The organism is Streptomyces sp. SN-593 (assembly GCF_016756395.1).
Lineage (GTDB): Bacteria > Actinomycetota > Actinomycetes > Streptomycetales > Streptomycetaceae > Actinacidiphila > Actinacidiphila reveromycinica.
In genome coordinates this window covers 1,715,787-1,741,302 of the sequence record NZ_AP018365.1, presented here as the reverse complement: position 1 = coordinate 1,741,302, position 25,516 = coordinate 1,715,787, and the positions used below count along the sequence as shown (strand labels likewise).

Annotated in this window: 21 protein-coding genes; 18 read left to right on the top strand and 3 right to left on the bottom strand. The window is 73.2% G+C overall.

From position 1 onward, the window contains the following. Nucleotides 1-168: 168 nt before the first annotated feature. The 4 genes from RVR_RS07290 to RVR_RS07275 all read left to right on the top strand — a co-directional run bounded on the left by RVR_RS07290 (nucleotide 169) and on the right by RVR_RS07275 (nucleotide 5,187). Nucleotides 169-747, top strand: a complete 579-nt coding sequence (locus tag RVR_RS07290; protein WP_202233064.1) for a TerD family protein — start codon at nucleotides 169-171, stop codon at nucleotides 745-747. 84 nt (nucleotides 748-831) lie between these two features. Next, nucleotides 832-2,823: a TerD family protein gene (locus RVR_RS07285; RefSeq protein WP_202233063.1), complete on the top strand. Its 1,992-nt coding sequence runs from the start codon at nucleotides 832-834 to the stop codon at nucleotides 2,821-2,823. Between the two features lie 107 nt (nucleotides 2,824-2,930). After that, entirely contained in the window at nucleotides 2,931-4,001 is a 1,071-nt protein-coding gene (locus RVR_RS07280; protein WP_202233062.1) for a TerC family protein, read from the top strand. 148 nt (nucleotides 4,002-4,149) lie between these two features. Further along, a complete protein-coding gene (locus RVR_RS07275; protein ID WP_202233061.1) occupies nucleotides 4,150-5,187 on the top strand; it encodes a cytochrome c oxidase assembly protein in 1,038 nt (345 codons plus the stop codon). A gap of 101 nt (nucleotides 5,188-5,288) precedes the next feature. Here the strand turns inward: RVR_RS07275 and RVR_RS07270 are convergent, their stop codons facing one another. Further along, nucleotides 5,289-5,945 (bottom strand): MBL fold metallo-hydrolase, encoded by a 657-nt coding sequence (locus RVR_RS07270; protein WP_202233060.1) that lies wholly within the window; start codon nucleotides 5,943-5,945, stop codon nucleotides 5,289-5,291. A 245-nt stretch (nucleotides 5,946-6,190) separates the two neighbouring features. Between RVR_RS07270 and uvrA the strand changes: the two genes are divergently transcribed. The 11 genes from uvrA (at nucleotide 6,191) to RVR_RS07220 (ending at nucleotide 19,435) form a co-directional block, all read left to right on the top strand. Next, the gene (gene uvrA / locus RVR_RS07265; RefSeq protein ID WP_202233059.1) at nucleotides 6,191-9,136 is read left to right on the top strand and encodes an excinuclease ABC subunit UvrA; all 2,946 of its coding nucleotides are present in this window, start codon (nucleotides 6,191-6,193) and stop codon (nucleotides 9,134-9,136) included. A gap of 119 nt (nucleotides 9,137-9,255) precedes the next feature. Beyond that, on the top strand, nucleotides 9,256-9,687 hold the full coding sequence (locus RVR_RS07260) for a Rieske (2Fe-2S) protein (RefSeq protein WP_202233058.1): 432 nt from the start codon (nucleotides 9,256-9,258) through the stop codon (nucleotides 9,685-9,687). 159 nt (nucleotides 9,688-9,846) lie between these two features. After that, a complete protein-coding gene (gene uvrC, locus RVR_RS07255) occupies nucleotides 9,847-12,060 on the top strand; it encodes an excinuclease ABC subunit UvrC (RefSeq protein WP_202233057.1) in 2,214 nt (737 codons plus the stop codon). Nucleotides 12,061-12,203: 143 nt separating this feature from the next. Beyond that, on the top strand, nucleotides 12,204-13,097 hold the full coding sequence (gene rapZ, locus RVR_RS07250) for an RNase adapter RapZ (RefSeq protein WP_202238449.1): 894 nt from the start codon (nucleotides 12,204-12,206) through the stop codon (nucleotides 13,095-13,097). Nucleotides 13,098-13,099: 2 nt separating this feature from the next. Next, nucleotides 13,100-14,119, top strand: coding sequence for a gluconeogenesis factor YvcK family protein (locus RVR_RS07245; protein WP_202233056.1), 1,020 nt, complete (start codon nucleotides 13,100-13,102; stop codon nucleotides 14,117-14,119). After that, nucleotides 14,110-15,087 carry a DNA-binding protein WhiA gene (gene whiA, locus RVR_RS07240; protein ID WP_202233055.1) on the top strand — a complete coding sequence of 326 codons (978 nt, stop codon included), beginning with the start codon at nucleotides 14,110-14,112 and terminating at the stop codon, nucleotides 15,085-15,087. Before RVR_RS07245 ends, whiA begins: the two co-directional genes overlap by 10 nt. Nucleotides 15,088-15,344: 257 nt before the next feature. Continuing rightward, nucleotides 15,345-16,352, top strand: coding sequence for a type I glyceraldehyde-3-phosphate dehydrogenase (gene gap / locus RVR_RS07235; RefSeq protein WP_202233054.1), 1,008 nt, complete (start codon nucleotides 15,345-15,347; stop codon nucleotides 16,350-16,352). Nucleotides 16,353-16,501: 149 nt separating this feature from the next. Then, nucleotides 16,502-17,716: a phosphoglycerate kinase gene (locus RVR_RS37400; protein ID WP_237404619.1), complete on the top strand. Its 1,215-nt coding sequence runs from the start codon at nucleotides 16,502-16,504 to the stop codon at nucleotides 17,714-17,716. Between the two features lie 6 nt (nucleotides 17,717-17,722). Then, on the top strand, nucleotides 17,723-18,508 hold the full coding sequence (tpiA, locus tag RVR_RS37395) for a triose-phosphate isomerase (protein ID WP_237404618.1): 786 nt from the start codon (nucleotides 17,723-17,725) through the stop codon (nucleotides 18,506-18,508). 126 nt (nucleotides 18,509-18,634) lie between these two features. After that, entirely contained in the window at nucleotides 18,635-18,871 is a 237-nt protein-coding gene (gene secG / locus RVR_RS07225; RefSeq protein ID WP_202233053.1) for a preprotein translocase subunit SecG, read from the top strand. Between the two features lie 228 nt (nucleotides 18,872-19,099). After that, a complete protein-coding gene (locus RVR_RS07220; protein WP_073497103.1) occupies nucleotides 19,100-19,435 on the top strand; it encodes an RNA polymerase-binding protein RbpA in 336 nt (111 codons plus the stop codon). Between the two features lie 261 nt (nucleotides 19,436-19,696). On the opposite strand, the gene RVR_RS07215 is transcribed toward RVR_RS07220, so the two are convergent. Then, nucleotides 19,697-20,584 carry a MurR/RpiR family transcriptional regulator gene (locus RVR_RS07215; protein WP_202233052.1) on the bottom strand — a complete coding sequence of 296 codons (888 nt, stop codon included), beginning with the start codon at nucleotides 20,582-20,584 and terminating at the stop codon, nucleotides 19,697-19,699. A gap of 58 nt (nucleotides 20,585-20,642) precedes the next feature. Between RVR_RS07215 and RVR_RS07210 the strand changes: the two genes are divergently transcribed. From RVR_RS07210 to pgi, 3 genes are all read left to right on the top strand, one after another. Next, nucleotides 20,643-21,818, top strand: a complete 1,176-nt coding sequence (locus RVR_RS07210; RefSeq protein ID WP_202233051.1) for an N-acetylglucosamine kinase — start codon at nucleotides 20,643-20,645, stop codon at nucleotides 21,816-21,818. Between the two features lie 292 nt (nucleotides 21,819-22,110). Continuing rightward, nucleotides 22,111-22,875, top strand: coding sequence for a sugar isomerase domain-containing protein (locus RVR_RS07205; RefSeq protein WP_202233050.1), 765 nt, complete (start codon nucleotides 22,111-22,113; stop codon nucleotides 22,873-22,875). Nucleotides 22,876-23,036: 161 nt separating this feature from the next. Beyond that, the gene (gene pgi, locus RVR_RS07200) at nucleotides 23,037-24,695 is read left to right on the top strand and encodes a glucose-6-phosphate isomerase (protein ID WP_202233049.1); all 1,659 of its coding nucleotides are present in this window, start codon (nucleotides 23,037-23,039) and stop codon (nucleotides 24,693-24,695) included. A gap of 58 nt (nucleotides 24,696-24,753) precedes the next feature. Here the strand turns inward: pgi and pgl are convergent, their stop codons facing one another. Next, on the bottom strand, nucleotides 24,754-25,494 hold the full coding sequence (gene pgl, locus RVR_RS07195) for a 6-phosphogluconolactonase (RefSeq protein WP_237405257.1): 741 nt from the start codon (nucleotides 25,492-25,494) through the stop codon (nucleotides 24,754-24,756). Nucleotides 25,495-25,516: the final 22 nt, after the last annotated feature.

Below are 25,516 nucleotides of genomic sequence, written 5' to 3'. Positions count from 1 at the left end.
CCCGCCTGCGGATGTCGTGCCGCGGCGGGGCGGACGGGCCGATCGGAATCCGGCGGCGGCGAACCGGGATACCGTCCGGCGGCGTCTTGTTATGGTGCGGGCACGACTTTCCGTGCCAGAGCCGCGGGACCGAGCAGGACGAGCACAGCGCGCGAGAGGGGACAGCACGTGACGGTCAACATGACCAAGGGGCAGAAGATCAGCCTGAGCAAGGCTGACGGGGGGACGCTGACCGCGGTGAGGATGGGGCTGGGCTGGCAGGCCGCGCCGCGCCGGGGGCTGTTCGGCAGCCGGACGCGCGAGATCGACCTGGACGCCTCCGCGGTCCTCTTCGCCGACAAGCAGCCGGTCGACGTGGTGTTCTTCCGCCACCTCACCAGCGACGACGGCTCGGTCCGGCACACCGGCGACAACCTGGTCGGCGGCGCCGGCCAGGGCGGCGACGACGAGTCGATCGTCGTCGACCTGCAGCGGGTCCCGGTGCACGTCGACCAGATCGTCTTCACCGTGAACTCCTTCACCGGCCAGACCTTCGCCGAGGTGCAGAACGCGTTCTGCCGCCTGGTGGACGAGACCAACGGCCAGGAGCTGGCCCGCTACACCCTCACCGGCGGCGGCCCGTACACCGCGCAGATCATGGCCAAGGTGCAGCGCGGCGCGGGCGGCTGGTCGATGACCGCGATCGGCACCCCGGCCAACGGCCGGACCTTCCAGGACCTGATCCCGGCGATCCTTCCCGCCCTGTAGGACGGTGTGGCCGCGACCCGGGCGACCGGGTCGCACGGCGCGGGCACGCACGGGCACGACAACGAAAAGCAGGGGGCGGCTGGCATGACGGCCGAACTGGTCCGGGGGCAGAACCACCCGTTGCCCGGCAACCGGCTGGAGATCCGGGTGTCGGCGGGCACCCCGGTGGTGGCCGCGGCCACCTTCGGGGACGAGCGGGGCCGTGCGGTCGGACCGGACGGCGGAGGACCTTCGCCCGACCGGGAGTGGCTGGCCCACCCCGGCGCGCCTCAACTGCCCGGCGTGGAGGTGCCGCGGCAGGCCGCCGCCGAGCACCGCCTCGCCGTCGACCTCGGCGCCGTGCCGCAGCCGGTGCACCGCGTGCACGTCCTGCTGGCCCTGCCGGCCGACCGGGCCGGCGCTCCGGCGGACTTCGGCGCCACGCCGGCCCCGCACGTGGCCGTGACCACCCCCGACGGCACCGCCGTCGCCGACTACACGGTGACCGGTCTCGGCGCCGAGACGGCCCTGCTCGCCCTGGAGCTGTACCGGCGGCAGGGCGCCTGGAAGGTCCGCGCGGTCGGCCAGGGGTACGCCGACGGGCTGTCCGCGCTGCTCCTCGACCAGGGCGTGCCCGACGCCGACGCGGCCGCGGACGAGATCCACGCCGCGGTGCGGCGCGAGCGGTCCCGCTCGGTCGACGCGCCAGCACCGCGCGATGACGCGCCAGCCCCGCGCGCCGACGTCCCCGCCCCGCGTGCCGACGAGGCGGCGGGACCCGCCGACCCCGGCACGACGGGCGCCGCCTCCGGCGCCCCCGACACGGGCGGCGAGCCGCCCGCGCCAGCGGTCGACTACCGCCACCCGCGCCGCCGCGCCGCCCCGGCCGCGCCGCCCGTGCCGCCGGCCCCGCCGTCGGGGGACACCCCCGGCCCGCCGCAGGACGACGCGCCGCGGTACGCCCCGCCGCCCGAGGCGCCGGCCCCGGCGGACGGCCCGCCCGCCCCGGTCGCCGGGGACGCCGGCGGCTGGACGATGGAGGAGCGGCTGCACAACCAGATCTGGGGCATGTTCGAGGACCTGGCCCGCACCGTCGCCGCGTACCGCAGCGCCGAGGACTTCGCACAGTCCCGCTACGACCAGGAGATGGACGCGCTCCTGGCCGACCCGCGCACCCGCGGCGGGGCGCAGGCCGAGGCGGCCCGGGACCAGGCGATGACGAAGAGGGTCGCGCTGGTCGACCAGGCCAGGGCCGTGCTCGACCGGGACCTCGCCCAGCTCGCCGCCGAGGCGGACGTGGTCGAGCCCGCGCTGCCCCCGGCCTTCGCCGGCTGGGAGAACCCGGCCTGGCACGCCTACCAGGTGCCCGAGCGTCCGGCGATCGCCGTTCGGCTCGGTGGCCTGACCGTGCCGGAGGCGCCCGAGCTGAGCATCCCGCTGCTGGTCAGGCTGCCGCTGGAGCGCGGGCTGTGGGTCGACAGCGCGGACGAGCGCGGGCGGGCCCTGGAGACCGCCGCCGCGGTCGCCGCCCGGCTGGTCGCCTGCCACCCGGCCGGCGGGTTCGCCGTGCACGTGCTGGACCCGGCCGGCTCGGCGGCGGGCGCGCTCGCCCCGCTGTACTCCGGCGGCGTGGTGGCGCTGCCGCCCCCCGCCGCGGGCGCCGCCGGCGTCAGCGAGGTGCTCGGCCGCCTCACCGCGCGGGTGGACCTGCTCCAGATGGCCATGCGCGGCGGCGCCGCCGACGCCCTGCCGCCGGGATTCGACCAGGCCGAGCAGTTGCTGATCGTCAACGAGTTCCCGTACGGCTTCGACGACCGGGCGGTCAACCAGTTGCGGTACCTCGCCGACGAGGGGCCGGCCGCCGGGGTGCACCTGCTGCTCGTGGCGGACCGCGACGACGCCTCGGCGTACGGCCCCGTGCTGGACGTCCTGTGGCGCTCGATGCTGCGGCTGACCCCGCTGCCCAGCGACCACCTCGCCGACCCGTGGGTCGGCCACGCGTGGACGTACGAACCCGCGCTGGTGCCGCCCGGCAGCCAGGTGGTGGCGCAGGTGCTGCGCAGGCTGGCGGCGGCGCGCCCGGCATACGGCATGTGAGGGCCGCGCCCGGTCGGTCCGCGGCCGACACGACCGACGTCGCCTTTACCCTCCTTTGGCGTCGCGGGTAAGGTTGCTTGACCGACCGACACCGCCGGAGAGAGCCCGTGGATGTTTCGCTCACCCTCTGGGCGCTCACCCTCGCAGGACTGATCGCGCTCATCGGCGCCGACTTCCTGATCGGCCGCAGCCCCCGTGACGTGTCCGTCCGCGAGGCGGGGCTCTGGACCGGGGTCTGGACCGTGCTCGCCGGGCTCTTCTGCGCCGGCCTGCTGGTCTTCGCCGGCGCCGGACCGGCCGGCGAGTTCCTGGCCGGCTATGTCACCGAGAAGTCGCTCAGCGTCGACAACCTCTTCGTCTTCGTGCTGGTCATGGCGAAGTTCGCGGTGCCCTCGCCGTACCGGCAGCGGGTCCTGCTGGTCGGCGTGCTCATCGCGCTGCTGCTGCGCGCGGTGTTCATCGCCGCCGGCGCCACCCTCGTGGCCGGCTTCTCCTGGGTCTTCTTCGTCTTCGGCGCCTTCCTGCTCCGGACGGCCTGGAAGCTGGCCGGGGAGGCGGTGGCCGGACCGGCGCGCGAGGAGGAGTACGAGGAGAACAGGCTGCTGCGGGCAGTGCGGCGGCGGGTGCCGTCCACCAGCCGGTACCACGGCACCCTGCTGTTCGTCACCGAGAACGGCCGGCGGCTGATGACCCCGATGCTCGTGGTGATGCTCGCCATCGGCACCACCGACGTGCTCTTCGCCCTCGACTCGATCCCGGCGATCTTCGGCCTGACGCAGGACCCGTACATCGTCTTCACCGCGAACGCGTTCGCGCTCATGGGCCTGCGCCAGCTCTACTTCCTCGTCGGCGGCCTGCTCGGACGGCTGGTGCACCTCGCGTACGGGCTGTCGCTGGTCCTCGGGTTCATCGGCGTCAAGCTGGTGCTGCACGCCCTGCACGAGGCCGGCGCGCACGTGCCCGAGATCCCGGTCCCCGTCTCCCTGGGGGTGATCCTGGCCGTGCTCGCGGTGACGACCGTGACGAGCCTGCTCGCCAGCCGCGACAGCACGGCGCCGGCCCCGCCCGCCCCGGCGGAACTGCCCGGCCAGCCCACCGCCGGAGGTGCCGGGGACATCCGTGACCAGGGCGGAAGCCCGGCCGGGCGGTGCCTGCGGGAGCGCAGCCCGGGCGCCTGACGCGTCGGTGCCCGGGGCCGGCCCGCTCCTGTCCGCGGGCGCGCCCCCGGACGACACCGCGCCCGCGAGCGCCCCCCTGCGTACGCGCGGCGCGGCACGGGGACTAGCGTGGCTGCGTCGGTCCAGGACCCACGCGAAAGGCACAGATGTGGCCACCACGGCAGCCGCGCCCGGCTTCCAGGCACTGCCCGAGCTGACCGGGAGCCGCTTCCTCGGCACCTGGCACTTCGACGGCGTCGCCCTGGCCGCCGTCGTCCTGCTCGGCGCGGCGTACGGGTACGGGGTGCGGCGCAAGCTCGCGTCCGGCGACCGCTGGCCCCTGTGGCGGGCCGCCCTGTTCTACGTCTTCGGTCTCGGCACGCTGGCCTTCGCGACCATGTCCGCGCTGGCGGTCTACAACCGCGTGCTGTTCTGGCCGGCGGCCGTGCAGAACATCCTGCTCGACCTGTTCGCGCCGCTCGGGCTCGCCCTGGGCGACCCGATCGGCCTCGCCGCGCCCGGCGGCCGCCTCCAGCGCGCGTTCTCCTCCCGCCCGGTGCGCGTGCTCACCTACCCGCTGATCAGCTCGGTCCTGGTGCTCGTCTCCGAGCTGACCATCTACTTCACGCCGTACTTCGCCCACGCGCTCGCCCGCGACCCGGTGCGGCAGCTTATGCACCTGCAACTGCTGCTCACCGGCTGCCTGTTCGTGCTGCCCATGCTCAGCCGCCAGGAACTGCTGCCGCGCTGGTGCACCCATCCGGTGCGCGCGGTGCTGGTCTTCCTCGACGGGCTCTTCGACTCGGTGCCGGGCATCGTCGTGATGACCAGCGGCACGCTGGTGGCCGGCAACTGGTACCACGCGCACACCCGCGACTGGGGCCCGTCCGTGCAGCGCGACCAGATGCTCGGCGGCGGCCTCATGCTGGCCCTGGCCGAGCTGGTCGGGCTGCCGTTCCTCCTGCTGGTCTTCCTGGAGTGGTGGCGGGCCGAGCGGGACAGGACCGCCGTGCTCGACGCGGCCCTCGACCGCGAGGCCGCGCTGTCGGCGCGGTCCGGCCCCGCGCCGGTGCCCGCCCCCGCGGCCGCCGTGCCGGCGCCCTCCGGGACACCGGACCAGGTCGCGGCCGAGGTGCCGGTGTCCACCCGGCCCTGGTGGGAGACGGACGAGGGCGAGGTCGGCACGCGGATGCGCCGCGGCCGCTGAGGCCGGCCGGGAACGACCGGGAAGGCCGGGAACGACCGGGAAGGCCGGGGACGACCGAGACCGGCCGGGGCCCGGCGGACGGGCCCCGGCCGGACGCGCCGCTACCAGCCGCGGGCGCGCCACTCCGCGAGGTGCGGGCGCTCGGCGCCGATGGTGGTGTCGTTGCCGTGGCCGGGATAGACCCAGGTCTCGTCCGGGAGCGCGTCGAAGAGCTTGGCCGACACGCCGTCGAGGAGGCTGGTGAAGGCGGCCGGGTCGTCGTGCGTGTTGCCCACGCCGCCGGGGAACAGGCAGTCGCCGGTGAACACGTGCGGGTGGCCGTGCGGGTCGTCGTAGACCACCGCGACGCTGCCGGGGGTGTGGCCGACCAAGTGCCGGACGGTGAGGCGCAGCGGGCCGAGCGGCACGGTGTCGCCGTCGTCGAGCAGCGTGTCGGTGGCCACCGGGATGCCCGGGGCGTCCTCGCGCCCGGCGTACGTGGTGGCGCCGGTGGCCGTGACCACGTCCTGGAGCGCCTGCCAGTGGTCGCCGTGCTGGTGGGTGGTGACCACGGAGGTGAGACCATCGGTACCGATGACCTCCAGCAGGGCCCCCGCGTCGTCGGCCGCGTCGATGAGCAACTGCTCGCCGGTGGCCCGGCTGCGCAGCAGGTACGCGTTGTTGTTCATGGGACCGACCGCGATCTTCGTGATGATCAGGTCTTCCAGTTCGTGCACGTCGGGCTTGCCGCCGACCGTGACCTCTCCCGTATACGCCATGGCCCAAGCCTAGGGCCTGTCGCATCGGGGCCGCGGCCGCCACACGATCGGGTGAAAGCGACGGCACGAGCCCGGAAATCGAATGTGCGTGCTATAGAGTCGTGGGAGTCGCGGCGGCCGGTTCGGACGCCGGCGACAGGACCGGCAAGAGGTCCGACAGGAAGAAAAGTCGGCTGCTCCCCGTTTAGGCTTTCCGGGGGGTGTTGACCGTTCATCGTCCCCCTCCTACGGAAAGGTGCACTGGCGTGGCCGACCGACTCACCGTCCGCGGCGCTCGCGAGCACAATCTCCGGAACGTCTCGCTGGACCTGCCCCGGGACTCGCTCATCGTCTTCACCGGCCTGTCCGGTTCCGGGAAGTCCTCGCTCGCTTTCGACACCATCTTCGCGGAGGGCCAGCGTCGGTACGTCGAGTCGCTCTCGTCCTACGCCCGGCAGTTCCTCGGGCAGATGGACAAGCCCGACGTGGACTTCATCGAGGGCCTGTCGCCGGCCGTCTCCATCGACCAGAAGTCCACCTCCCGCAACCCGCGCTCGACCGTCGGCACCATCACCGAGGTCTACGACTACCTCCGGCTGCTCTTCGCCCGGATCGGCAAGCCGCACTGCCCGGAGTGCGGCCGCCCGATCGCGCGGCAGTCCCCGCAGGCGATCGTGGACCGGGTGCTGGAGCTGGAGGAGGGCAGCCGCTTCCAGGTGCTGTCCCCGCTGGTGCGCGAGCGCAAGGGCGAGTTCGTCGAGCTCTTCTCCGACCTCCAGACCAAGGGGTACAGCCGGGCCCGGGTGGACGGCGTCACCGTCCAGCTCACCGACCCGCCCAAGCTGAAGAAGCAGGAGAAGCACACCGTCGAGGTGGTCGTCGACCGCCTGACCGTCAAGGACGGCGCCAAGCGCCGCCTCACCGACTCCGTGGAGACCGCGCTCGGGCTCTCCGGCGGCATGGTCATCCTCGACTTCGTCGACCTCCCCGAGGACGACCCGCAGCGCGAGCGGATGTTCTCCGAGCACCTCTACTGCCCTTACGACGACCTGTCGTTCGAGGAGCTGGAGCCGCGCTCGTTCTCCTTCAACTCGCCCTTCGGCGCCTGCCCGGACTGCACCGGCATCGGCTCCCGGATGGAGATCGACCCCGAGCTGATCGTGCCCGACGACCAGAAGTCGCTCGACGAGGGCGCCCTGTCGCCGTGGTCCGGCGGCATGTCCAAGGGGTATTTCGACAAGCTGGTGCAGAGCCTGGCCGAGCAGCTCGGCTTCCGCACCGACATCCCGTACGCCGGGCTCCCCGCCCGCGCCAAGAAGGCGCTGCTCCACGGGCACAAGTCCGAGGTCCGGGTCGCGTACAAGACCCGGTTCGGGCGCGAGCGCTCGTACACCACGCACTTCGAGGGCGTGATCCCCTACGTCCGCCGCCGGCACAACGAGTCGGAGAGCGACTCCAGCCGCGAGCGCTTCGAGGGGTACATGCGCGCGGTGCCCTGCCCGACCTGCGAGGGGCGGCGGCTGAAGCCGATCGTGCTGGCCGTCACCGTGCAGGACCGGTCGATCGCCGACGTGGCCGCGATGTCGATCAGCGACTGCGCCGAGTTCCTGGCCGGGATGAAGCTCGCGGCCCGTGACCGCAAGATCGCCGAGCGTGTCCTCAAGGAGGTCAACGAGCGGCTGCGGTTCCTGATCGACGTCGGCCTGGACTACCTCTCGCTCAACCGCGCCGCGGGCACCCTGTCCGGCGGTGAGGCGCAGCGGATCAGGCTCGCCACCCAGATCGGCTCCGGCCTCGTCGGCGTGCTCTACGTACTGGACGAGCCGTCCATCGGCCTGCACCAGCGCGACAACCACCGGCTGATCGAGACCCTGGTCCGGCTGCGCGACCTGGGCAACACCCTGATCGTGGTCGAGCACGACGAGGACACCATCAAGACCGCCGACTGGGTGGTGGACATCGGCCCCGGGGCCGGCGAGCACGGCGGCAAGGTCGTCCACTCCGGCTCCCTGAAGGAACTGCTGGCGAACGACGAGTCGCTGACCGGGCAGTACCTCTCGGGCAAGCGCGCCATCCCGACCCCGGCGCAGCGCCGCCCGATCGACCGGGCCCGGCGGCTGACCGTGCACGGCGCCCGCGAGCACAACCTGCAGGACATCGACGTGTCCTTCCCGCTCGGCGTGCTCACCGCGGTCACCGGCGTCTCCGGCTCCGGCAAGTCCACCCTGGTCAACGACATCCTCTACACCCACCTCGCCCGCGAGCTGAACGGCGCGCGCAGCGTGCCCGGCCGCCACACCCGGGTGGACGGCGACGACCTGGTGGACAAGGTGGTCCACGTCGACCAGTCGCCGATCGGACGCACCCCGCGGTCGAACCCGGCCACGTACACCGGCGTCTTCGACAACGTCCGCAAGCTGTTCGCCGAGACGATGGAGGCGAAGGTCCGCGGCTATCTGCCCGGCCGCTTCTCCTTCAACGTCAAGGGCGGCCGCTGCGAGAACTGCTCGGGCGACGGCACCATCAAGATCGAGATGAACTTCCTCCCGGACGTGTACGTCCCCTGCGAGGTCTGCCACGGCGCGCGGTACAACCGGGAGACCCTGGAGGTGCACTACAAGGGCAAGTCCATCGCCGAGGTGCTGGACATGCCGATCGAGGAGGCGCTGGACTTCTTCGAGGCGGTGCCCGCCATCGCCCGCCACCTGCGCACCCTCAACGAGGTGGGCCTGGGATACGTCCGGCTCGGCCAGCCCGCGCCGACCCTCTCCGGCGGCGAGGCGCAGCGGGTGAAGCTCGCCTCCGAGCTCCAGCGGCGCGCCACCGGCAGCACCGTCTACGTGCTGGACGAGCCCACCACCGGCCTGCACTTCGAGGACATCAGCAAGCTGATCAAGGTGCTCTCCGGGCTGGTCGACAAGGGGAACACCGTGATCGTCATCGAGCACAACCTCGATGTGATCAAGACCGCCGACTGGGTGGTGGACATGGGCCCCGAGGGCGGCAGCGGCGGCGGGCTGGTGGTCGCCGAGGGCACTCCGGAGCAGATCGCGGGGGTGCCGGCCAGCCACACCGGCAAGTTCCTGCGGGACATCCTCAGCCCGGACGCGGTCAGCGACGCGGCGGTGCCGGCCCCGAGGAAGAGGGCCCCGGCCAAGAAGGCGGCGGCGAAGAAGACCGCCGCGCCGCGCCGACGGGCCGCCAAGGCGTAGCGCCGGCCGTCCAGGCGGCGGTGGCGGTCGGGCGCCCACGGCATGCCGAGGCGTGGGCGCCCGGCGGCGGGACGTAAGGTACCGACCGCAAGACCGGCCCCATCGCACCAGGAGCGCCCATGTCCACCGAAATGCCCGCCACCCGCCGGACCGTCCTTCGCGGCGTGGCCCTGGCCGGCGCCGTCGGCGCCGCCGACGTCGGCCTCAGCGCGTGCGGCGGCAAGAAGAACGGCTCCTCGGACGGCCCGACCACGGCGGTGGACCTCGGCGCGTCCTCCGCGGTCCCGGTCGGCGGCGCCAAGCTCTACCGCGACGACAAGGTGCTGGTCTCGCAGCCGACGCAGGGCACCTTCAAGGCGTTCAGCGCGGTCTGCACCCACCAGGGCTGCGTGCTGGACACGGTGGACGGCACCACCGCGTCCTGCCCGTGCCACGGCAGCGAGTTCAACGCCGAGACCGGCGCCGTGGTGCGCGGCCCGGCCGACAAGGCGCTGCCGGCGGTGGACGTCAAGGCGGTCGGCGGCAAGCTGACGGCGGGCCCCGGGGCCTGATCCCCCGCGTCCGGACCGGACCGGACCGGACCGGCCTGGGACCGACGCCGGACCGCGCCCGACCCGCGCCGGGACCGTTGCGGGAGCACCCGCGGATCACCCCGGGTTCACCCGTGGATCGCTCCTGGACCGTCGCATCCCGACAGTAGGGTGGAAGGCATGGCAGACCCCAGCAGTTACCGACCGAAGCCGGGCGAGATCCCCGACTCCCCAGGGGTCTACAAGTTCCGGGACGAGCACCGCCGGGTGATCTACGTCGGCAAGGCGAAGAGCCTGCGCCAGCGCCTCTCGTCCTACTTCCAGGACATCACCCACCTGCACCAGCGCACGGCCACCATGGTCACCACCGCCGCCTCCGTGGAGTGGACGGTGGTGACCACCGAGGTCGAGGCGCTGCAACTGGAGTACTCCTGGATCAAGGAGTTCGACCCGCGGTTCAACGTCAAGTACCGCGACGACAAGAGCTACCCCTCGCTCGCCGTGACGATGAACGAGGAGTTCCCCCGGGTCCAGGTGATGCGCGGACCCAAGCGCAAGGGCGTGCGCTACTTCGGGCCGTACGCCCACGCGTGGGCGATCCGGGAGACCGTGGACCTGCTGCTGCGGGTCTTCCCGGTCCGCACCTGCTCCGCCGGGGTGTTCAAGCGCTCCGAGCAGATCGGCCGGCCCTGCCTGCTCGGCTACATCGGCAAGTGCTCCGCGCCGTGCGTCGGCCGGGTCAGCCCGCAGGAGCACCGCGAACTCGCCGAGGAGTTCAGCGACTTCATGGCCGGCCACACCGGCACCTACCTGCGCCGGCTGGAGCAGCGGATGAAGGACGCGGCCGCCGCCATGGAGTACGAACAGGCGGCCCGGCTGCGCGACGACATCGAGGCGCTGCGCCGCGCCATGGAGAAGAACGCGGTGGTGCTCGCCGACGCCACCGACGCCGACCTGATCGCCGTCGCCGAGGACGAACTCGAGGCGGCCGTCCAGATCTTCCACGTGCGCGGCGGCCGGGTGCGCGGGCAGCGCGGCTGGGTCACCGACAAGGTCGAGGCGGTCGACACCGCCGGCCTGGTCGAGCACGCCCTCCAGCAGCTCTACGGCGACGAGCAGGGGGACGCCGAGCAGTCCGGCGGCAGCGGCGGCGTGCCCAAGGAGGTGCTGGTCCCCGCGCTGCCGGAGCCGACCGAGCCGGTGGCGCAGTGGCTGGCCGGGCGGCGCGGTTCGCACGTCAGCCTGCGGGTGCCGCAGCGCGGCGACAAGAAGGACCTGATGGCCACCGTGCAGCGCAACGCGCAGCAGGCGCTGGCCCTGCACAAGACCAAGCGCGCCTCGGACCTGACCACCCGCTCCCGCGCGCTGGAGGAGATCGCCACCGCCCTCGACCTCGACACCGCGCCGCTGCGGATCGAGTGCTTCGACATCAGCCACCTCCAGGGCGACGACGTGGTGGCCTCCATGGTGGTCTTCGAGGACGGCCTGGCCCGCAAGAGCGAGTACCGGCGCTTCCAGATCAAGACGTTCGCCGGGCAGGACGACGTCCGGTCCATGCACGAGGTGATCACCCGCCGGTTCCGCCGCTACCTCCAGGAGAAGCAGCGCACCAGTGAGTGGGAGGAGCAGGAGGAGGGCGGTCCGGGCGGTCCGGCCGCCGCCCACGGGGAAGGCCAGGAGCACGCGGAGCACGAGGTCCGCGGTGAGCACGAGATCCACGGTGAGCACGGGGCCCATGGTCGGCACGGGGAAGAGTTCGGGGAATCCGGGGCGGACGGGGCGGACGGGTTCGGGGAAGCCGCCGGCGGGCCCATCGACCCGGACACCGGCCGCCCCCGCAGGTTCGCCTACCCGCCGCAGCTCGTCGTGGTCGACGGCGGCAAGCCGCAGGTCGCCGCCGCCGGCCGGGCGCTGGCCGAGCTCGGCATAGACGACGTCGCCGTCTGCGGGCTGGCCAAGCGCCTGGAGGAGGTCTGGCTGCCGGGCGAGGACGACCCGGTGATCCTGCCGCGCACCAGCGAGGGCCTGTACCTGCTCCAGCGGGTCCGCGACGAGGCGCACCGGTTCGCCATCGCCTACCAGCGCAGCAAGCGCTCGAAGTCGATGAAGGCCGGTGCCCTGGACGCGGTGCCGGGGCTCGGCGCCACCCGCAGGCAGGCCCTGCTCAAGCACTTCGGCTCGCTGAAACGACTGCGGTCGGCGACCGTGGCGGAGATCTGCGAGGTGCCGGGCATCGGGCGGCGCACGGCGGAGACCGTCGTCGCCACCCTGGCCGCCGCCGCACCGGCCGGGCCGGCCGTGAACACCGCGACCGGAGAGATCATCGAGGACAGTGACGGGCGGCCCGCCGGGCCCGCGGCAGACCCGTCCGACCACCGGGGGAAGAGCAGATGAGCGACCAGGAAGAACCCAGGACCGGGACACCGGACACCGCGCACACCACTCGCGCGCACACCGCCGGCAGCAGCACCACCGGCGGCAGCGACAACAGCAGCGCCGACGACAACGGCACCACCGACAACGGGACCGGCACCGACATGACCAGCGGCGCAACGGGGGAGACCGGCGCGGCCATCCCCGAACTCGTGATCATCTCCGGCATGTCCGGGGCCGGCCGCAGCACCGCGGCCAAGTGCCTGGAGGACCTCGGCTGGTTCGTGGTCGACAACCTGCCGCCCGCCCTCATCCCCACCATGGTCGACCTCGGCGCCCGCTCACAGGGCAACGTGGCGCGGATCGCCGTGGTGGTCGACGTCCGCGGCCGGCAGTTCTTCGACAACCTGCGCGAGTCGCTCGCCGACCTCGCCACCAAGGGCGTCAAGCGCCGGGTGATCTTCCTGGAGGCGTCCGGCGACGCGCTGGTGCGCCGCTTCGAGTCGGTGCGCCGCCCGCACCCCCTCCAGGGCTCCGGCCGGATCGTCGACGGCATCGCCGCCGAGCGCGACCTGCTGCGCGAGCTGCGCGGCGACGCCGACCTGGTGATCGACACCTCCAGCCTCAACGTGCACGAACTGCGCGCCAAGCTCGACGCCCAGTTCGCCGGCGAGGAGGAGCCGGAACTCCGGGCCACCGTCATGTCGTTCGGTTACAAGTACGGGCTCCCCGTCGACGCCGACCTGGTGGTGGACTGCCGCTTCCTGCCCAACCCGCACTGGGTGCCGGAGCTGCGGCCCTTCACCGGCCTGAACGACGAGGTCGCCACGTACGTGTTCAATCAGCCCGGCGCCAAGGAGTTCCTCGACCGGTACGCCGAGCTGCTGCACATCATCGCGGCGGGTTACCGGCGCGAGGGCAAGCGCTATGTGACCATCGCCGTCGGGTGTACCGGCGGCAAGCACCGCAGCGTGGCGATGTCGGAACGGCTCGCGGCGCGGCTGGCGGCGGACGGAGTGGAGACGGTGACCGTGCACAGGGACATGGGGCGCGAGTGATCATGACGGGTAGGCGGCGGCGCCGCGGCGGCAAGGACGCCGTCGCGGGCCGCCGGTCCGGGGTACCGCCGAAGGTGGTCGCCCTGGGCGGCGGCCACGGCCTGTCCGCCTCCCTGGCCGCGCTGCGCCGGATCACCGGCGACCTCACCGCGGTGGTGACGGTCGCCGACGACGGCGGCTCCAGCGGCCGGCTGCGCGCGGAGATGGGCGTGCTGCCCCCGGGCGACCTGCGCAAGGCGCTGGCCGCGCTGTGCGGGGACGACGAGTGGGGGCAGACCTGGTCGCGGGTGCTCCAGCACCGGTTCGTCAGCGGCGGCGACCTGCACGGCCACGCGGTGGGCAACCTGCTGATCGTCGCGCTGTGGGAGCAGCTCAAGGACGAGGTGGCCGCCCTGGAGTGGGTGGGGCGGCTGCTGGGCGCCCACGGCAGGGTGCTGCCGATGTCGGCGGTGCCGTTGGACCTGGAGGCGATCGTCCGCGGCCACGACCCGAAGCTGCCCGACACGGTGTCCACCGTTCGGGGACAGGCCACCGTCGCGTTGACGCCCGGCGAGGTGCAGGAGGTGCACCTGGTGCCCGCCGACCCGCCGGCGGTGCCCGAGGCGGTGCAGGCGGTGATGGACGCCGACTGGGTGGTGCTCGGCCCCGGTTCGTGGTTCTCCTCGGTCATCCCGCACCTGCTGGTACCGGAGTTGGCCGACGCGGTGGCCCAGACCCGGGCCCGCCGGGTGCTCACGCTCAACCTCGCGCCGCAGCCGGGAGAGACCGAGGGTTTTTCTCCGCAGCGTCACTTGGAGGTTTTGGGCCGACACGCCCCTAAACTCACCATCGACGTGGTTCTCGCCGACGAAGCCGCCGTACCCGACCGGGACAGCCTGGAACAGGCCGCCCAGAAGTTGGGCGCTACGGTCGAACTGGCCCGGGTCGCCGCCCCCGACGGGCCGCGGCACGACCCCGAGTCGTTGGCGGCCGCGTATGACCGGATTTTTCGTATGCGTGGAAGGATCGGCCCATGGCGATGACGGCAGCGGTGAAGGACGAGATCTCCCGGCTTCCCGTCACCCGGACCTGCTGCCGCAAGGCGGAGGTCTCGTCGATCCTGCGCTTCGCGGGCGGACTGCACCTGGTGAGCGGCCGGATCGTCATCGAGGCGGAGCTCGACACCGGGATCGCGGCGCGTCGGCTGCGCAAGGACATCCTGGAGATCTTCGGGCACGCCTCCGACCTGGTGGTGATGGCCCCGGGCGGGTTGCGCCGCGGCAGCCGCTACGTCGTCCGGGTGGTGGCCGGCGGTGACCAGCTCGCCCGGCAGACCGGCCTGGTCGACGGGCGCGGCCGCCCGATCCGCGGGCTGCCCCCGCAGGTGGTCTCCGGCGCGACCTGCGACGCGGAGGCGGCCTGGCGCGGCGCCTTCCTCGCGCACGGGTCGCTGACCGAGCCGGGCCGCTCCTCCTCCCTGGAGGTGACCTGCCCCGGGCCCGAGGCGGCCCTCGCCCTGGTCGGCGCCGCGCGCCGGTTGCAGATCCCGGCGAAGGCCCGCGAGGTGCGCAACGTGGACCGCGTCGTGGTGCGCGACGGCGACGCGATCGGCGCGCTGCTGACCCGGCTGGGCGCCCACGACTCGGTGCTCGCCTGGGAGGAGCGCCGGATGCGGCGCGAGGTGCGCGCGACCGCGAACCGGCTCGCCAACTTCGACGACGCGAACCTGCGCAGGTCCGCGCGGGCGGCGGTCGCCGCGGGGGCCCGGGTGCAGCGCGCCCTGGAGATCCTCGGGGAGGAGGTGCCCGAGCACCTCGCCGCGGCCGGGCGGCTGCGGATGGACCACAAGCAGGCGTCGCTGGAGGAACTGGGGTCGCTCGCCGAGCCGCCGCTGACCAAGGACGCGGTGGCCGGGCGGATCCGGCGGCTGCTCGCGATGGCCGACAAGCGCGCGTCCGACCTGGGCATGCCCGGCACCGAGGCGAACCTCACGGAGGAGATGGTCGGCTGACGCCGCCCCCGGCTGACGCCGGCCCCCGGCTGACGCCGGCCCCGGCGGGGTGGGGTCCCTGCGCGGAAGGCGGCCACCCCTCGGGGGTGCACGTTCTCCGCGTCCGCTCCCCGCGGCCCCGGAAGGTGAACGTTTCCCGCCGCAGCGCCCCGCGCCCGCGGTGGGGGTGCCGACACGGTAGGGTCGGGGGTGGTCGGGGACATCCCATATTTCGCAGCCGGAGAGGGACTCCGGCGACTGAGCGAGGAGATCGGTTCGTGACGATCCGGGTAGGCATCAACGGCTTTGGCCGCATCGGTCGTAACTTCTTCCGCGCCATCCTGGAACAGGGTGCGGACATCGAGATCGTGGCCGTCAACGACCTGGGTGACACCGCCACGACGGCGCACCTGCTGAAGTACGACACCATCCTCGGGCGCCTGAAGGCCGAGGTCACGCACACCGCCGACACGATCACCGTGGACGGCCACACCATCAAGGTGCTGGCCGAGCGCGACCCCGCCGCCATCAAGTGGGGCGAGCTGGGCGTGGACATCGTGATCGAGTCCACCGGCATCTTCACCAAGGCGGCCGACGCGGGCAAGCACCTGGCCGGCGGCGCCAAGAAGGTCATCATCTCCGCGCCCGCCACCGACGAGGACATCACCATCGTCATGGGCGTCAACCAGGACGCGTACGACGCGGCGTCGCACCACATCATCTCCAACGCCTCCTGCACCACGAACTGCGTGGCGCCGATGGCGAAGGTGCTGCTGGAGAACTTCGGCATCGTCAAGGGCCTGATGACGACGGTGCACGCGTACACCAACGACCAGCGCATCCTGGACTTCCCGCACAAGGACCTGCGCCGCGCCCGTGCCGCCGCGGAGAACATCATCCCGACCACCACGGGCGCCGCCAAGGCCACCGCGCTGGTCATCCCCGAGCTGGCCGGCAAGCTGGACGGCATGGCCATGCGGGTGCCGGTGCCCACCGGCTCCGTCACCGACCTGGTGGTGGACCTGGAGCGCGAGGTCACCAAGGACGAGGTGAACGCGGCCTTCCAGCAGGCCGCCGAGGGCCAGCTCAAGGGCCTGCTGGAGTACACCGAGGACCCGATCGTCTCCTCGGACATCGTCAACACCCCGGCGTCGTGCACCTTCGACTCGAAGCTGACCATGGTGCAGGGCGGCAGGACCGTCAAGGTCATCGGCTGGTACGACAACGAGTGGGGCTACTCCAACCGCCTGGTGGACCTCGCGGTCTTCGTCGGCGGCCAGCTCTGAGGCACGCCGGAACCGCGGCCGCGTAGCCGTTTCCGTCAGCCACCGCACCGCGATGCGAGCGACAGGGTCCGGACGAGCGCGATGACGCGCCGTCCGGGCCCTGTTCGCGTCGTGTCCGGTGCCGGACCTACTCACAGGAGACCCGACAGATGAAGACGATCGACGACCTGATCGCCGAGGGACAGGTCGAGGGCAAGCGGGTGTTCGTCCGCGCCGACCTCAACGTGCCGCTGGACGGCACCACCATCACCGACGACGGCCGTATCCGGGCCGCGGTGCCGACCGTCGCCAGGCTCGCCGAGGCCGGCGCCACGGTGATCGTCGCCTCGCACCTGGGGCGCCCCAAGGGCGCACCCGACCCGAAGTTCTCGCTCGCCCCGGTCCGCGACCGGCTGGCCGAACTCCTCGGCCGGCAGGTGTTCTTCGGCACCGACACGGTCGGCGACCAGACCCGGCAGGCGCTGGACGGCGCCGCCGCCGGCGACGTGGTGCTGCTGGAGAACCTGCGCTTCTTCCCCGGTGAGACCAGCAAGGACGACGCCGAGCGCGGCGCGTTCGCCGACCGGCTCGCCGCCCTCGCCGACACCTACGTGGGGGACGGCTTCGGCGCGGTGCACCGCAAGCACGCCTCGGTGTACGACCTGCCGGCCCGGCTGCCGCACGCCGCCGGCGGCCTGATCGCGACCGAGGTCGGGGTGCTGAGGAAGCTCACCGAGGAGGTCGCCCGCCCGTACGCGGTGGTGCTCGGCGGCTCGAAGGTGTCCGACAAGCTCGGCGTCATCGACCACCTGCTGGAGAAGGCCGACCGCATCCTGGTCGGCGGCGGCATGGTCTTCACCTTCCTCAAGGCCCAGGGCCACGAGATCGGCAGGAGCCTGTTGCAGGAGGACCAGATCCCGGTCGTCACCGAGTACCTGGAGCGGGCCAGGGCCAAGGGCGTGGAGTTCGTGCTGCCGGTCGACGTGGTCGGCGCCACCAGCTTCCCCGACCTGGAGACGAAGGCCCCCGCCGAGCCGGTCACCGCTCCGGTGGACGCCATCCCGACCGACCTGATCGGCCTGGACATCGGCCCGGAGTCGCGCAAGCTGTTCGCCGCGAAGCTCGCCGACACGGCGACCATCTTCTGGAACGGCCCGATGGGCGTCTTCGAGCACCCCGACTTCGCCGACGGCACCCGCGCCGTGGCGCAGGCGCTGGTGGACGCCCCCGCGTTCAGCGTGGTCGGCGGCGGCGACTCGGCCGCGGCCGTCCGCATCCTGGGATTCGACGAGAACGCTTTCGGCCACATCTCCACCGGCGGCGGCGCCAGCCTGGAGTACCTCGAAGGCAAGACCCTGCCCGGCCTTTCCGCTTTGGAGAACTGAACCCCGATGAGTGAGCAGAGCACCCGCACCCCGCTGATGGCGGGCAACTGGAAGATGAACCTCAACCACCTCGAGGCCATCGCGCACGTCCAGAAGCTCGCGTTCGGCCTCACCGACAAGGACCACGACGCGGTCGAGGTCGCCGTCCTGGTGCCCTTCACCGACCTGCGCTCCGTGCAGACCCTCGTCGACGGCGACCGGCTGCGGATCAAGTACGGCGCGCAGGACGTGTCCGCGCACGACCACGGTGCGTACACGGGCGAAATCTCCGGGCCGATGCTGTCCAAGCTGAAGTGCGAGTACGTCGCGATCGGCCACTCCGAGCGCCGCCAGTACCACGGCGAGGACGAGGAGGTCGTGAACGCCAAGGTGAAGGCCGCCTTCGCGCACGGCCTGACCCCGATCCTGTGCGTCGGCGAGGGCCTGGACGTCCGCAAGGCCGGCAACCAGGTCGGGCACACCCTCGCCCAGCTCGACGGCGCCCTCAAGGACGTCCCCGCGGAGCAGGCGGCGCGGATCGTCGTGGCCTACGAGCCGGTGTGGGCGATCGGCACCGGCGAGGTCGCCACCCCCGAGGACGCCCAGGAGGTCTGCGGGGCGATCCGCGGCCGGCTGGCGGAGCTGTACGACCAGGAGCTCGCCGACGGCGTCCGCATCCAGTACGGCGGCTCGGTCAAGGCGGGCAACGTGGCCGCGATCATGGCCCAGCCGGACGTGGACGGCGCCCTGGTGGGCGGCGCGGCGCTGGACCCGGAGGAGTTCGTCAGGATCGTGCGCTTCCGCGACCAGTGACGGACCGGTGAAGTCGGGGGTCGCGTGAAGTACCCTGTCGGGGCCGGAGTGGTGTGATCGCACCGCCTCCGGCCCCGCGCCGTAACCGTGTACTGCCGTCGTGTAGTCGAGAGAGTTGGTCCAGCCGTGGTCATCGGGTTCTCCATCGCCCTCATCATCTTCAGCATGCTGCTCCTGCTGCTCGTGCTCATGCACAAGGGGAAGGGCGGCGGCCTGTCGGACATGTTCGGCGGCGGCATGCAGTCGTCCGTCGGCGGTTCGTCGGTGGCCGAGCGCAACCTCGACCGGATCACCGTGGTGATCGGCCTGCTCTGGTTCGCGTGCATCGTCACCCTGGGCATCGTCATGAAGACGAGCAACTAGCGGGAGCCGCAAGGGCCCTGCCGGCCCACCCGCGCGGGTGACGCGCGCACCCCGTCCGACTACCGCCGGTTCACGGCGAATTGACGCCGCGTCGTGAAGACGACTTGTCCACGACTTATCATGGACGCGCGTCTTGGGATACCGTGCCCTTTCCCGCCAGGTGCGGGGGCGAACCGGTCTCCGTCGAATGGGCGACCTCGCAGCACCATCACGCAGGGAGTTACGACCGTGGCAAGTGGCAACGCGATCCGTGGCAGTCGGGTCGGAGCGGGGCCGATGGGAGAGGCCGAGCGCGGCGAGTCCGCGCCGCGCCTGCGCATCTCCTTCTGGTGCTCCAACGGACACGAGACCCAGCCGAGTTTCGCCAGCGACGCGCAGATCCCGGAGACCTGGGACTGCCCCCGCTGCGGCTTCCCGGCCGGGCAGGACGAGGAGAACCCGCCGGCGCCGCCGCGCACCGAGCCGTACAAGACCCACCTCGCGTACGTACGCGAACGCCGGTCGGCCGCCGACGGCGAGGCGATCCTCGCCGAGGCGCTGGCGAAGCTGCGCGGCGAGATCTAGGGCCTGTCCGGCGGATCCTGCCGGTCGAGCTCGCGGCGTCCGGCACCGCACCTCCCTGCGTTGTCGAATCATCCATGTACGACCCGGTACGAGGATGTTTCTCCGCCTTGCGATGTACGGCACCGGACGCCGCGAGCTCGACCGGCACGATCCGCCGGACAGGCCCTAGGGCCTTTCGTCCGGTTCTCCGTGGGTGGAGCAGCGGGGTCCGGGGCGCGGCCGCGGTCCCGGCCGCCGTCGGCCCCCGGCCGTCGGGCCGGCTCAGCCTCCTGAGCCGGCCCGACGGCCGGGGGCCTTCCTGCCGGTGCCGGTCCCGGCGATGTGCGCGGTCAGCGCGATGGACGCGGTCGCCCGTTCGTAGGTGAGCTGCGCGACGCGGGCGTAGAGGCAGTCCACGATCAGCAGCACGGAGTGGCGGGTGCCGAAGTTGCCCCGCCGGAAGCTGGTCTCGCCGGAGAACGACGTCAGGTGGACGTCCGCGGCCCGTGCGACGGGCGAGCGCGGGTCGCCCGTGACGGCGACGGTCGCCGCGCCCCGGTCCGCGGCCGTCCGCAGGGGCTCCAGGACCTCGCGGGTGCCGCCCGAGTGCGAGACGGCCACCACGGCGTCCGAGGGCGTCAGCAGGGCCGCCGAGGTCTCCGCGGCGTGCACCTCGGTCCAGGCGTGGGCGGCGCAGCCGATGCCGAACAGCCGGGCCTGCGTCTCGTGGGCCACGATGCCGGAGCCGCCGACCCCGTAGACGTCGATCCTGCGGGCCCGCGCGAGGGCCTGGGCGGCGCGTTCCAGCGCCTCCCGGTCCAACTGCTCCGCGGTGTGCCGCAGGGCCCGCAGGTCGGCCTCCGCGACCACGCCGATTACCTGCTCCAGATCGTCGTCCGGCCCGATCCGGGGACCCAGCGCGGCACTTCGCGGCTCGGCCTCGGCGCGCCCCTGCTCCTGCGCCAGCTCGATCAGGAGCTGCTGGTAGGACTCCAGGCCCAGCGCACGGCAGAACCGGGTCACCGTCGCCTGCGAGGTGCCGGTGCGGCGCCCGAGTTCCGCCGCGGAGCCGTGCGTGGCGGCGACCGGGTCGGCGAGCACCCCCTCGCCGACCTTGCGCAGCGACCCGGACATCCGGGGAAGTTCGGTGCGGATCAGTGCGGTGATCATGACGACCCGTCCCGTCGGGGTTGTGCGCCGGTGAATCCGTCAACCACGATGCGTGGTGATGACGGAAACCTACAACCACCCGGCGGCCGACGGCAGGGGTGCCGGCACGGCCGGTACGGTCCGGCCGCCCCTGGTCGTGGGGATCGACGCGGGCGGCACGCGCAGCCGGGCCTGCCTGGCGGTGGGCGTGCCCGGCGGGCCGGTACTCGGGCGGGGTTGCGGCGGCCCCGGCAACGCGCTGAGCGTCGGGCGGGCCGACCTGACCCGCCACCTCGCGGCCGCCGTCGGCGAGGCCCTGGCCGGGGCACTGCCGGCCGACCCGGAGGCACGGGGCCGGATCGGCGCGGCCTTCGGCGGGTTCGCGGGCGCCGCGCCGGGCGCCGGGCCGGAGCGCGGGGAGGACCTGGCCGTGTCCTGCCTGCGGGACGCGCTGGCCGAGCACGGGGTCACCGGGGTGCCGGTCGGTGTCGGGGGTGACGCCGACGTCGCACTCGCCGCGGCGCCCGGCGCCCCCCGCGACGGGCTGGTCCTGATCGCGGGCACCGGCGCGATCGCCGCGCGGCTGGCCGGGGGCCGCCGCGCCGCGGTGTCCGACGGGCACGGCTGGCTGCTCGGGGACGAGGGCAGCGGGTTCTGGCTGGGCAACCACGGGACGCGGGCGGCGCTGGAGGCGCTGGACGGCCGCGGCCCGTGGACGGCGCTGGTGCCGCGGGTGGTGGCCCACTTCCTGGGCGCTGGTGCGGGCACGGGTGCGGGCGCAGGGGTGGGCGCGGACGCCGCTGTGGGTTCCGGGGGAGAGGGCGTCGGGACCGAGGGCCCGGTGGGCGCCGAGGCACTGCGGCGGGCCCTGGAGGTCGGGCCGTCCAGCGACCCGGTGGCGCGCCACCTGCTCGGCGAGCTCGTCGTCACGCGGGCGTACGCGCAGGCACCGGCCCGGCTGGGCGCGCTCAGCCCGGCCGTGGCCGAGGAGGCGGAACGCGGCGACCAGGTCGCGCGGCGCCTGCTGGACACGGCGGCCGGACTGCTCGCGGCGACCGTGCGCTCGCTGGGACCGCGGCCGGGGGAGCCGCTGGTGGTCACCGGCGGCCTGCTGGCGCCCGGCGGACCGCTGCTGGCGCGGGTGACCGAGCGGCTGGCGGACCGCGGGCTGCGGATCTTCCCGGTGGCCGACGGCTCCACCGGGGCGGCCGCGCTCGCCTGCGACCTGCTCCGGGGGACGCCGGCCGGCACCTGAGCGGCACTTACCGGCTCCGGCCCGGCCCCAGCCCCAGCCCCGGCCTCGGCCTCGGCACCGGCCCCAGCCCGGCCTGTGCCAGTCGGCAGGGGACGGCGATCGGTGGCCCGGTCCGGCGCCGGCCCGAGCCCCGTCCCGGCACCGGTCCGCGGCGGCGGGTCCGGCACCCGGGTGCCTTGACGGGCGGAGCTGGTTCAATGTTTCATCGAAGCGTCGGACGGTTGGTTCGATCAACCCGAACCGTCCGGCGGCAGGACTTCCGCAGCAGGACTTCCGCAAAGGGGACCCGGGCATGGCCGAGGGACAGATCAGCGCCGCGACGTTCGCCGACGAGGGACGCGCCGCGGTGGAGCGGGCGATCGCCGCGAACAAGGAGTCCGTGGCGGCCGCCGGCCGGCTGCTCGCCGACAGCGTGGCCGCCGACGGCGTGGTCCACGGCTTCGGCACCGGTCACTCGCAGGCCACGGTGCTGGAACTCGTCGGCCGGGCCGGCGGCCTGATCCCCACCAACCGGATCGGGCTCACCGACCTGGTGCTGCGCGGCGGCGAGGACCGCTCGGTGCTCGCCGACCCGCTGCTGGAGCGTTCCCCCGGCCTGGCCCGGCGGCTGTACGACCTGGCCACGCCGCGCCCGCAGGACGTGTTCGTGATCGTCTCCAACTCCGGCGTGAACAACTCGATCGTGGACATGGCGCTGCACGTCAAGGAGGCCGGCCACCCGTTGATCGCGCTCACCTCGCTCGCCCACACCCGCGCGGTGCCCGCCCTGCACGCCAGCGGCAAGCGGCTGGCCGACCTCGCGGACGCCGTGCTCGACAACTGCGCCCCGGCCGGCGACGCGCTGCTGCCGCTGCCGGACGGCGGCGCCCTGTGCGGGGTGTCCACGATCACCTCGGCGCTGCTGGTGCAGATGGTCGTCGCCGAGGCCGTCGGGCTGCTGGCCGCCGAGGGCCGCGACGCCCCGGTCTACGTCTCCGCGAACCTCCCCGGCGGCCACGAGCGCAACGCGGTGCTGGAGGAGCGCTACGCGGGCCGCATCCACCGCGGCGGCTTCTGACCCGCCGTCCGCCACCCGGGGCGCCGACCTGCCGTCCGCCACCCGGGGTGCCGCCCCGGTGCCGTCACGGCCGGTGCGCGGCACACCCGGGTGCCGGATCTCGTTCCGCCACGTCATCAATTAGTTTGGGTGTCGCAGCGAGGACGAGGAGAAGTGGACTGATGTCCGAAACGAACGCGCAGGGCACCCCCCGGCTCGACCGCCGCCCCGAGTGGCAGGCGCTCGCCAAGCACGGCGGGGAACTGTCCGGCACCCATCTGCGGGACCTGTTCGACCGCGACCCCGACCGGGGGAGCCGCTACACCCTCCAGGTCGGCGACCTCCACCTGGACTACTCCAAGCAGCTCGTCACCGACGAGACCCTCCGGCTGCTGCGCGAACTCGCCGCGGCGACCGGGGTGTTCGAGCTGCGCGACGCCATGTTCGCCGGCGAGCGGATCAACGTCACCGAGAACCGCGCGGTGCTGCACACGGCCCTGCGCGCCCCGCAGTCCGCGACGATCGCCGTCGACGGGCAGAACGTGGTGCCGGCCGTGCACGCCGTGCTCTACAAGATGACGGTCTTCGCCGACCGGGTGCGCTCGGGCGAGTGGACCGGCCACACCGGCAAGCGGATCAGGAACGTCGTCAACATCGGCATCGGCGGCTCCGACCTCGGCCCCGCGATGGCCTACGAGGCGCTGCGCTCCTACACCGACCGCGGCCTGACGGTCCGTTTCGTCTCCAACGTGGACGGCGCCGACCTGCACGAGGCCGTGCGCGACCTGGACCCGGCGGAGACGCTGTTCGTCATCGCCTCCAAGACCTTCACCACCATCGAGACCATCACCAACGCGACCTCCGCCAAGCAGTGGCTGCTCGGCGGGCTCGGTGCGGGCGACGAGGCGGTCGCCAAGCACTTCGTGGCGCTGTCCACGAACGCGGAGAAGGTCGCGGAGTTCGGCATCGACACGCAGAACATGTTCGAGTTCTGGGACTGGGTCGGCGGCCGCTACTCCTTCGACTCGGCGATCGGCCTGTCGCTGATGATCGCCATCGGCGCCGAGGCGTTCCGGAGCATGCTGGCCGGCTTCCACCTGGTCGACGAGCACTTCAGGACCGCGCCCCCCGAGCATAACGTACCGCTGCTGCTGGGCCTGCTCGGCGTCTGGTACGGCGGCTTCCACGACGCCCAGTCGCACGCGGTGCTGCCCTACAGCCACTACCTCAGCCGGTTCACCGCCTACCTCCAGCAGCTCGACATGGAGTCCAACGGCAAGTCCGTGGACCGCGACGGCAAGCCGGTGGACTGGCAGACCGGTCCGGTGGTGTGGGGCACCCCCGGCACCAACGGCCAGCACGCGTACTACCAGTTGCTGCACCAGGGCACGAAGCTGATCCCCGCCGACTTCATCGGGTTCGCCCGGCCGCTGCCCGAACTCGGCCCGCTCGCCGGGCAGCACGACCTGCTGATGGCGAACTTCTTCGCCCAGACGCAGGCGCTGGCGTTCGGCAAGACCCCCGACGAGGTCCGCGCGGAGGGGGTGCCGGAGGAACTGGTGCCGCACAAGACGTTCCGCGGCAACCACCCCACCAGCACCATCCTGGCCACCGAGCTGACCCCGTCGGTGCTCGGCCAGCTCATCGCGCTCTACGAGCACAAGGTGTTCGTCCAGGGCGCGATCTGGAACATCGACTCCTTCGACCAGTGGGGCGTCGAGCTCGGCAAGGTGCTGGCGAAGCGGGTCGAGCCCGCGCTCACCGAGGGCGCCGACGTGCCCGGGCTGGACCCGTCCACGAAGGCGCTCGTGGCGAAGTACCGCGAGCTGCGCGGCCGCTGACCCTCCCGGCGGATCCGCCGGGCGCCCGGGAGGCGCCGTGCCGTGCCGCCGTCCTCCGCTACGAGGAGGCCGCCGGGTACAGCTCCGCGGGGATCTTCGCGGCCGCCGCGCGGTCCAGCAGCCACAGCGTGCGGGCCCGGCCGTAGGCACCCGAGGCGGGCGCCTGCACCTCGCCCGGCGCGGACAGCGCGAGCGCCACCGCGCCCGCCTTGTCCTCGCCCGCGGCCAGCAGCCACACCTCCCGCGCCGAGCGGATCGCCGGGAAGGTCAGCGAGATCCGGGTCGGCGGGGGCTTGGGCGAGCCGTGCACACCGATGACGGTGCGGACGTCCTCCCGGGTGCCGGGGTGCTCCGGGAAGAGCGAGGCCACATGGGTGTCGGGGCCGACGCCCAGCATGAGGACGTCGAAGGACGGCACCCGGGTGTGGTCCTCCGGGCCGGCCGCGGCCGCCAGCTCCGCCGCGTAGGCCGCCGCGGCGGCCTCCACGTCGGACTCGTAGCCGCCGTCGGACGGCGCCATCGGGTGCACCCGGGCCGGGTCGAGCGGCACCGCGTCCAGCAGCGCCTCCCGGGCCTGCGTGTAGTTGCGCTCCGGGTCCCCCTCGGGGAGGAACCGCTCGTCGCCCCACCACAGGTCCAGCCGCGCCCAGTCCACGGCGTCGCGCGCCGGGGACTCGGCGAGCGCGGCCAGCAGCCCGTTCCCGTTCCGCCCGCCGGTGAGCACCACGGAGGCGGAACCGCGGGCGGCCTGGGCGTCCACGATCTTCGTGATCAGCCTGGCCGCCGCGGCCCGCGCCATCAGCTCCTTGTCCCGGTGGACG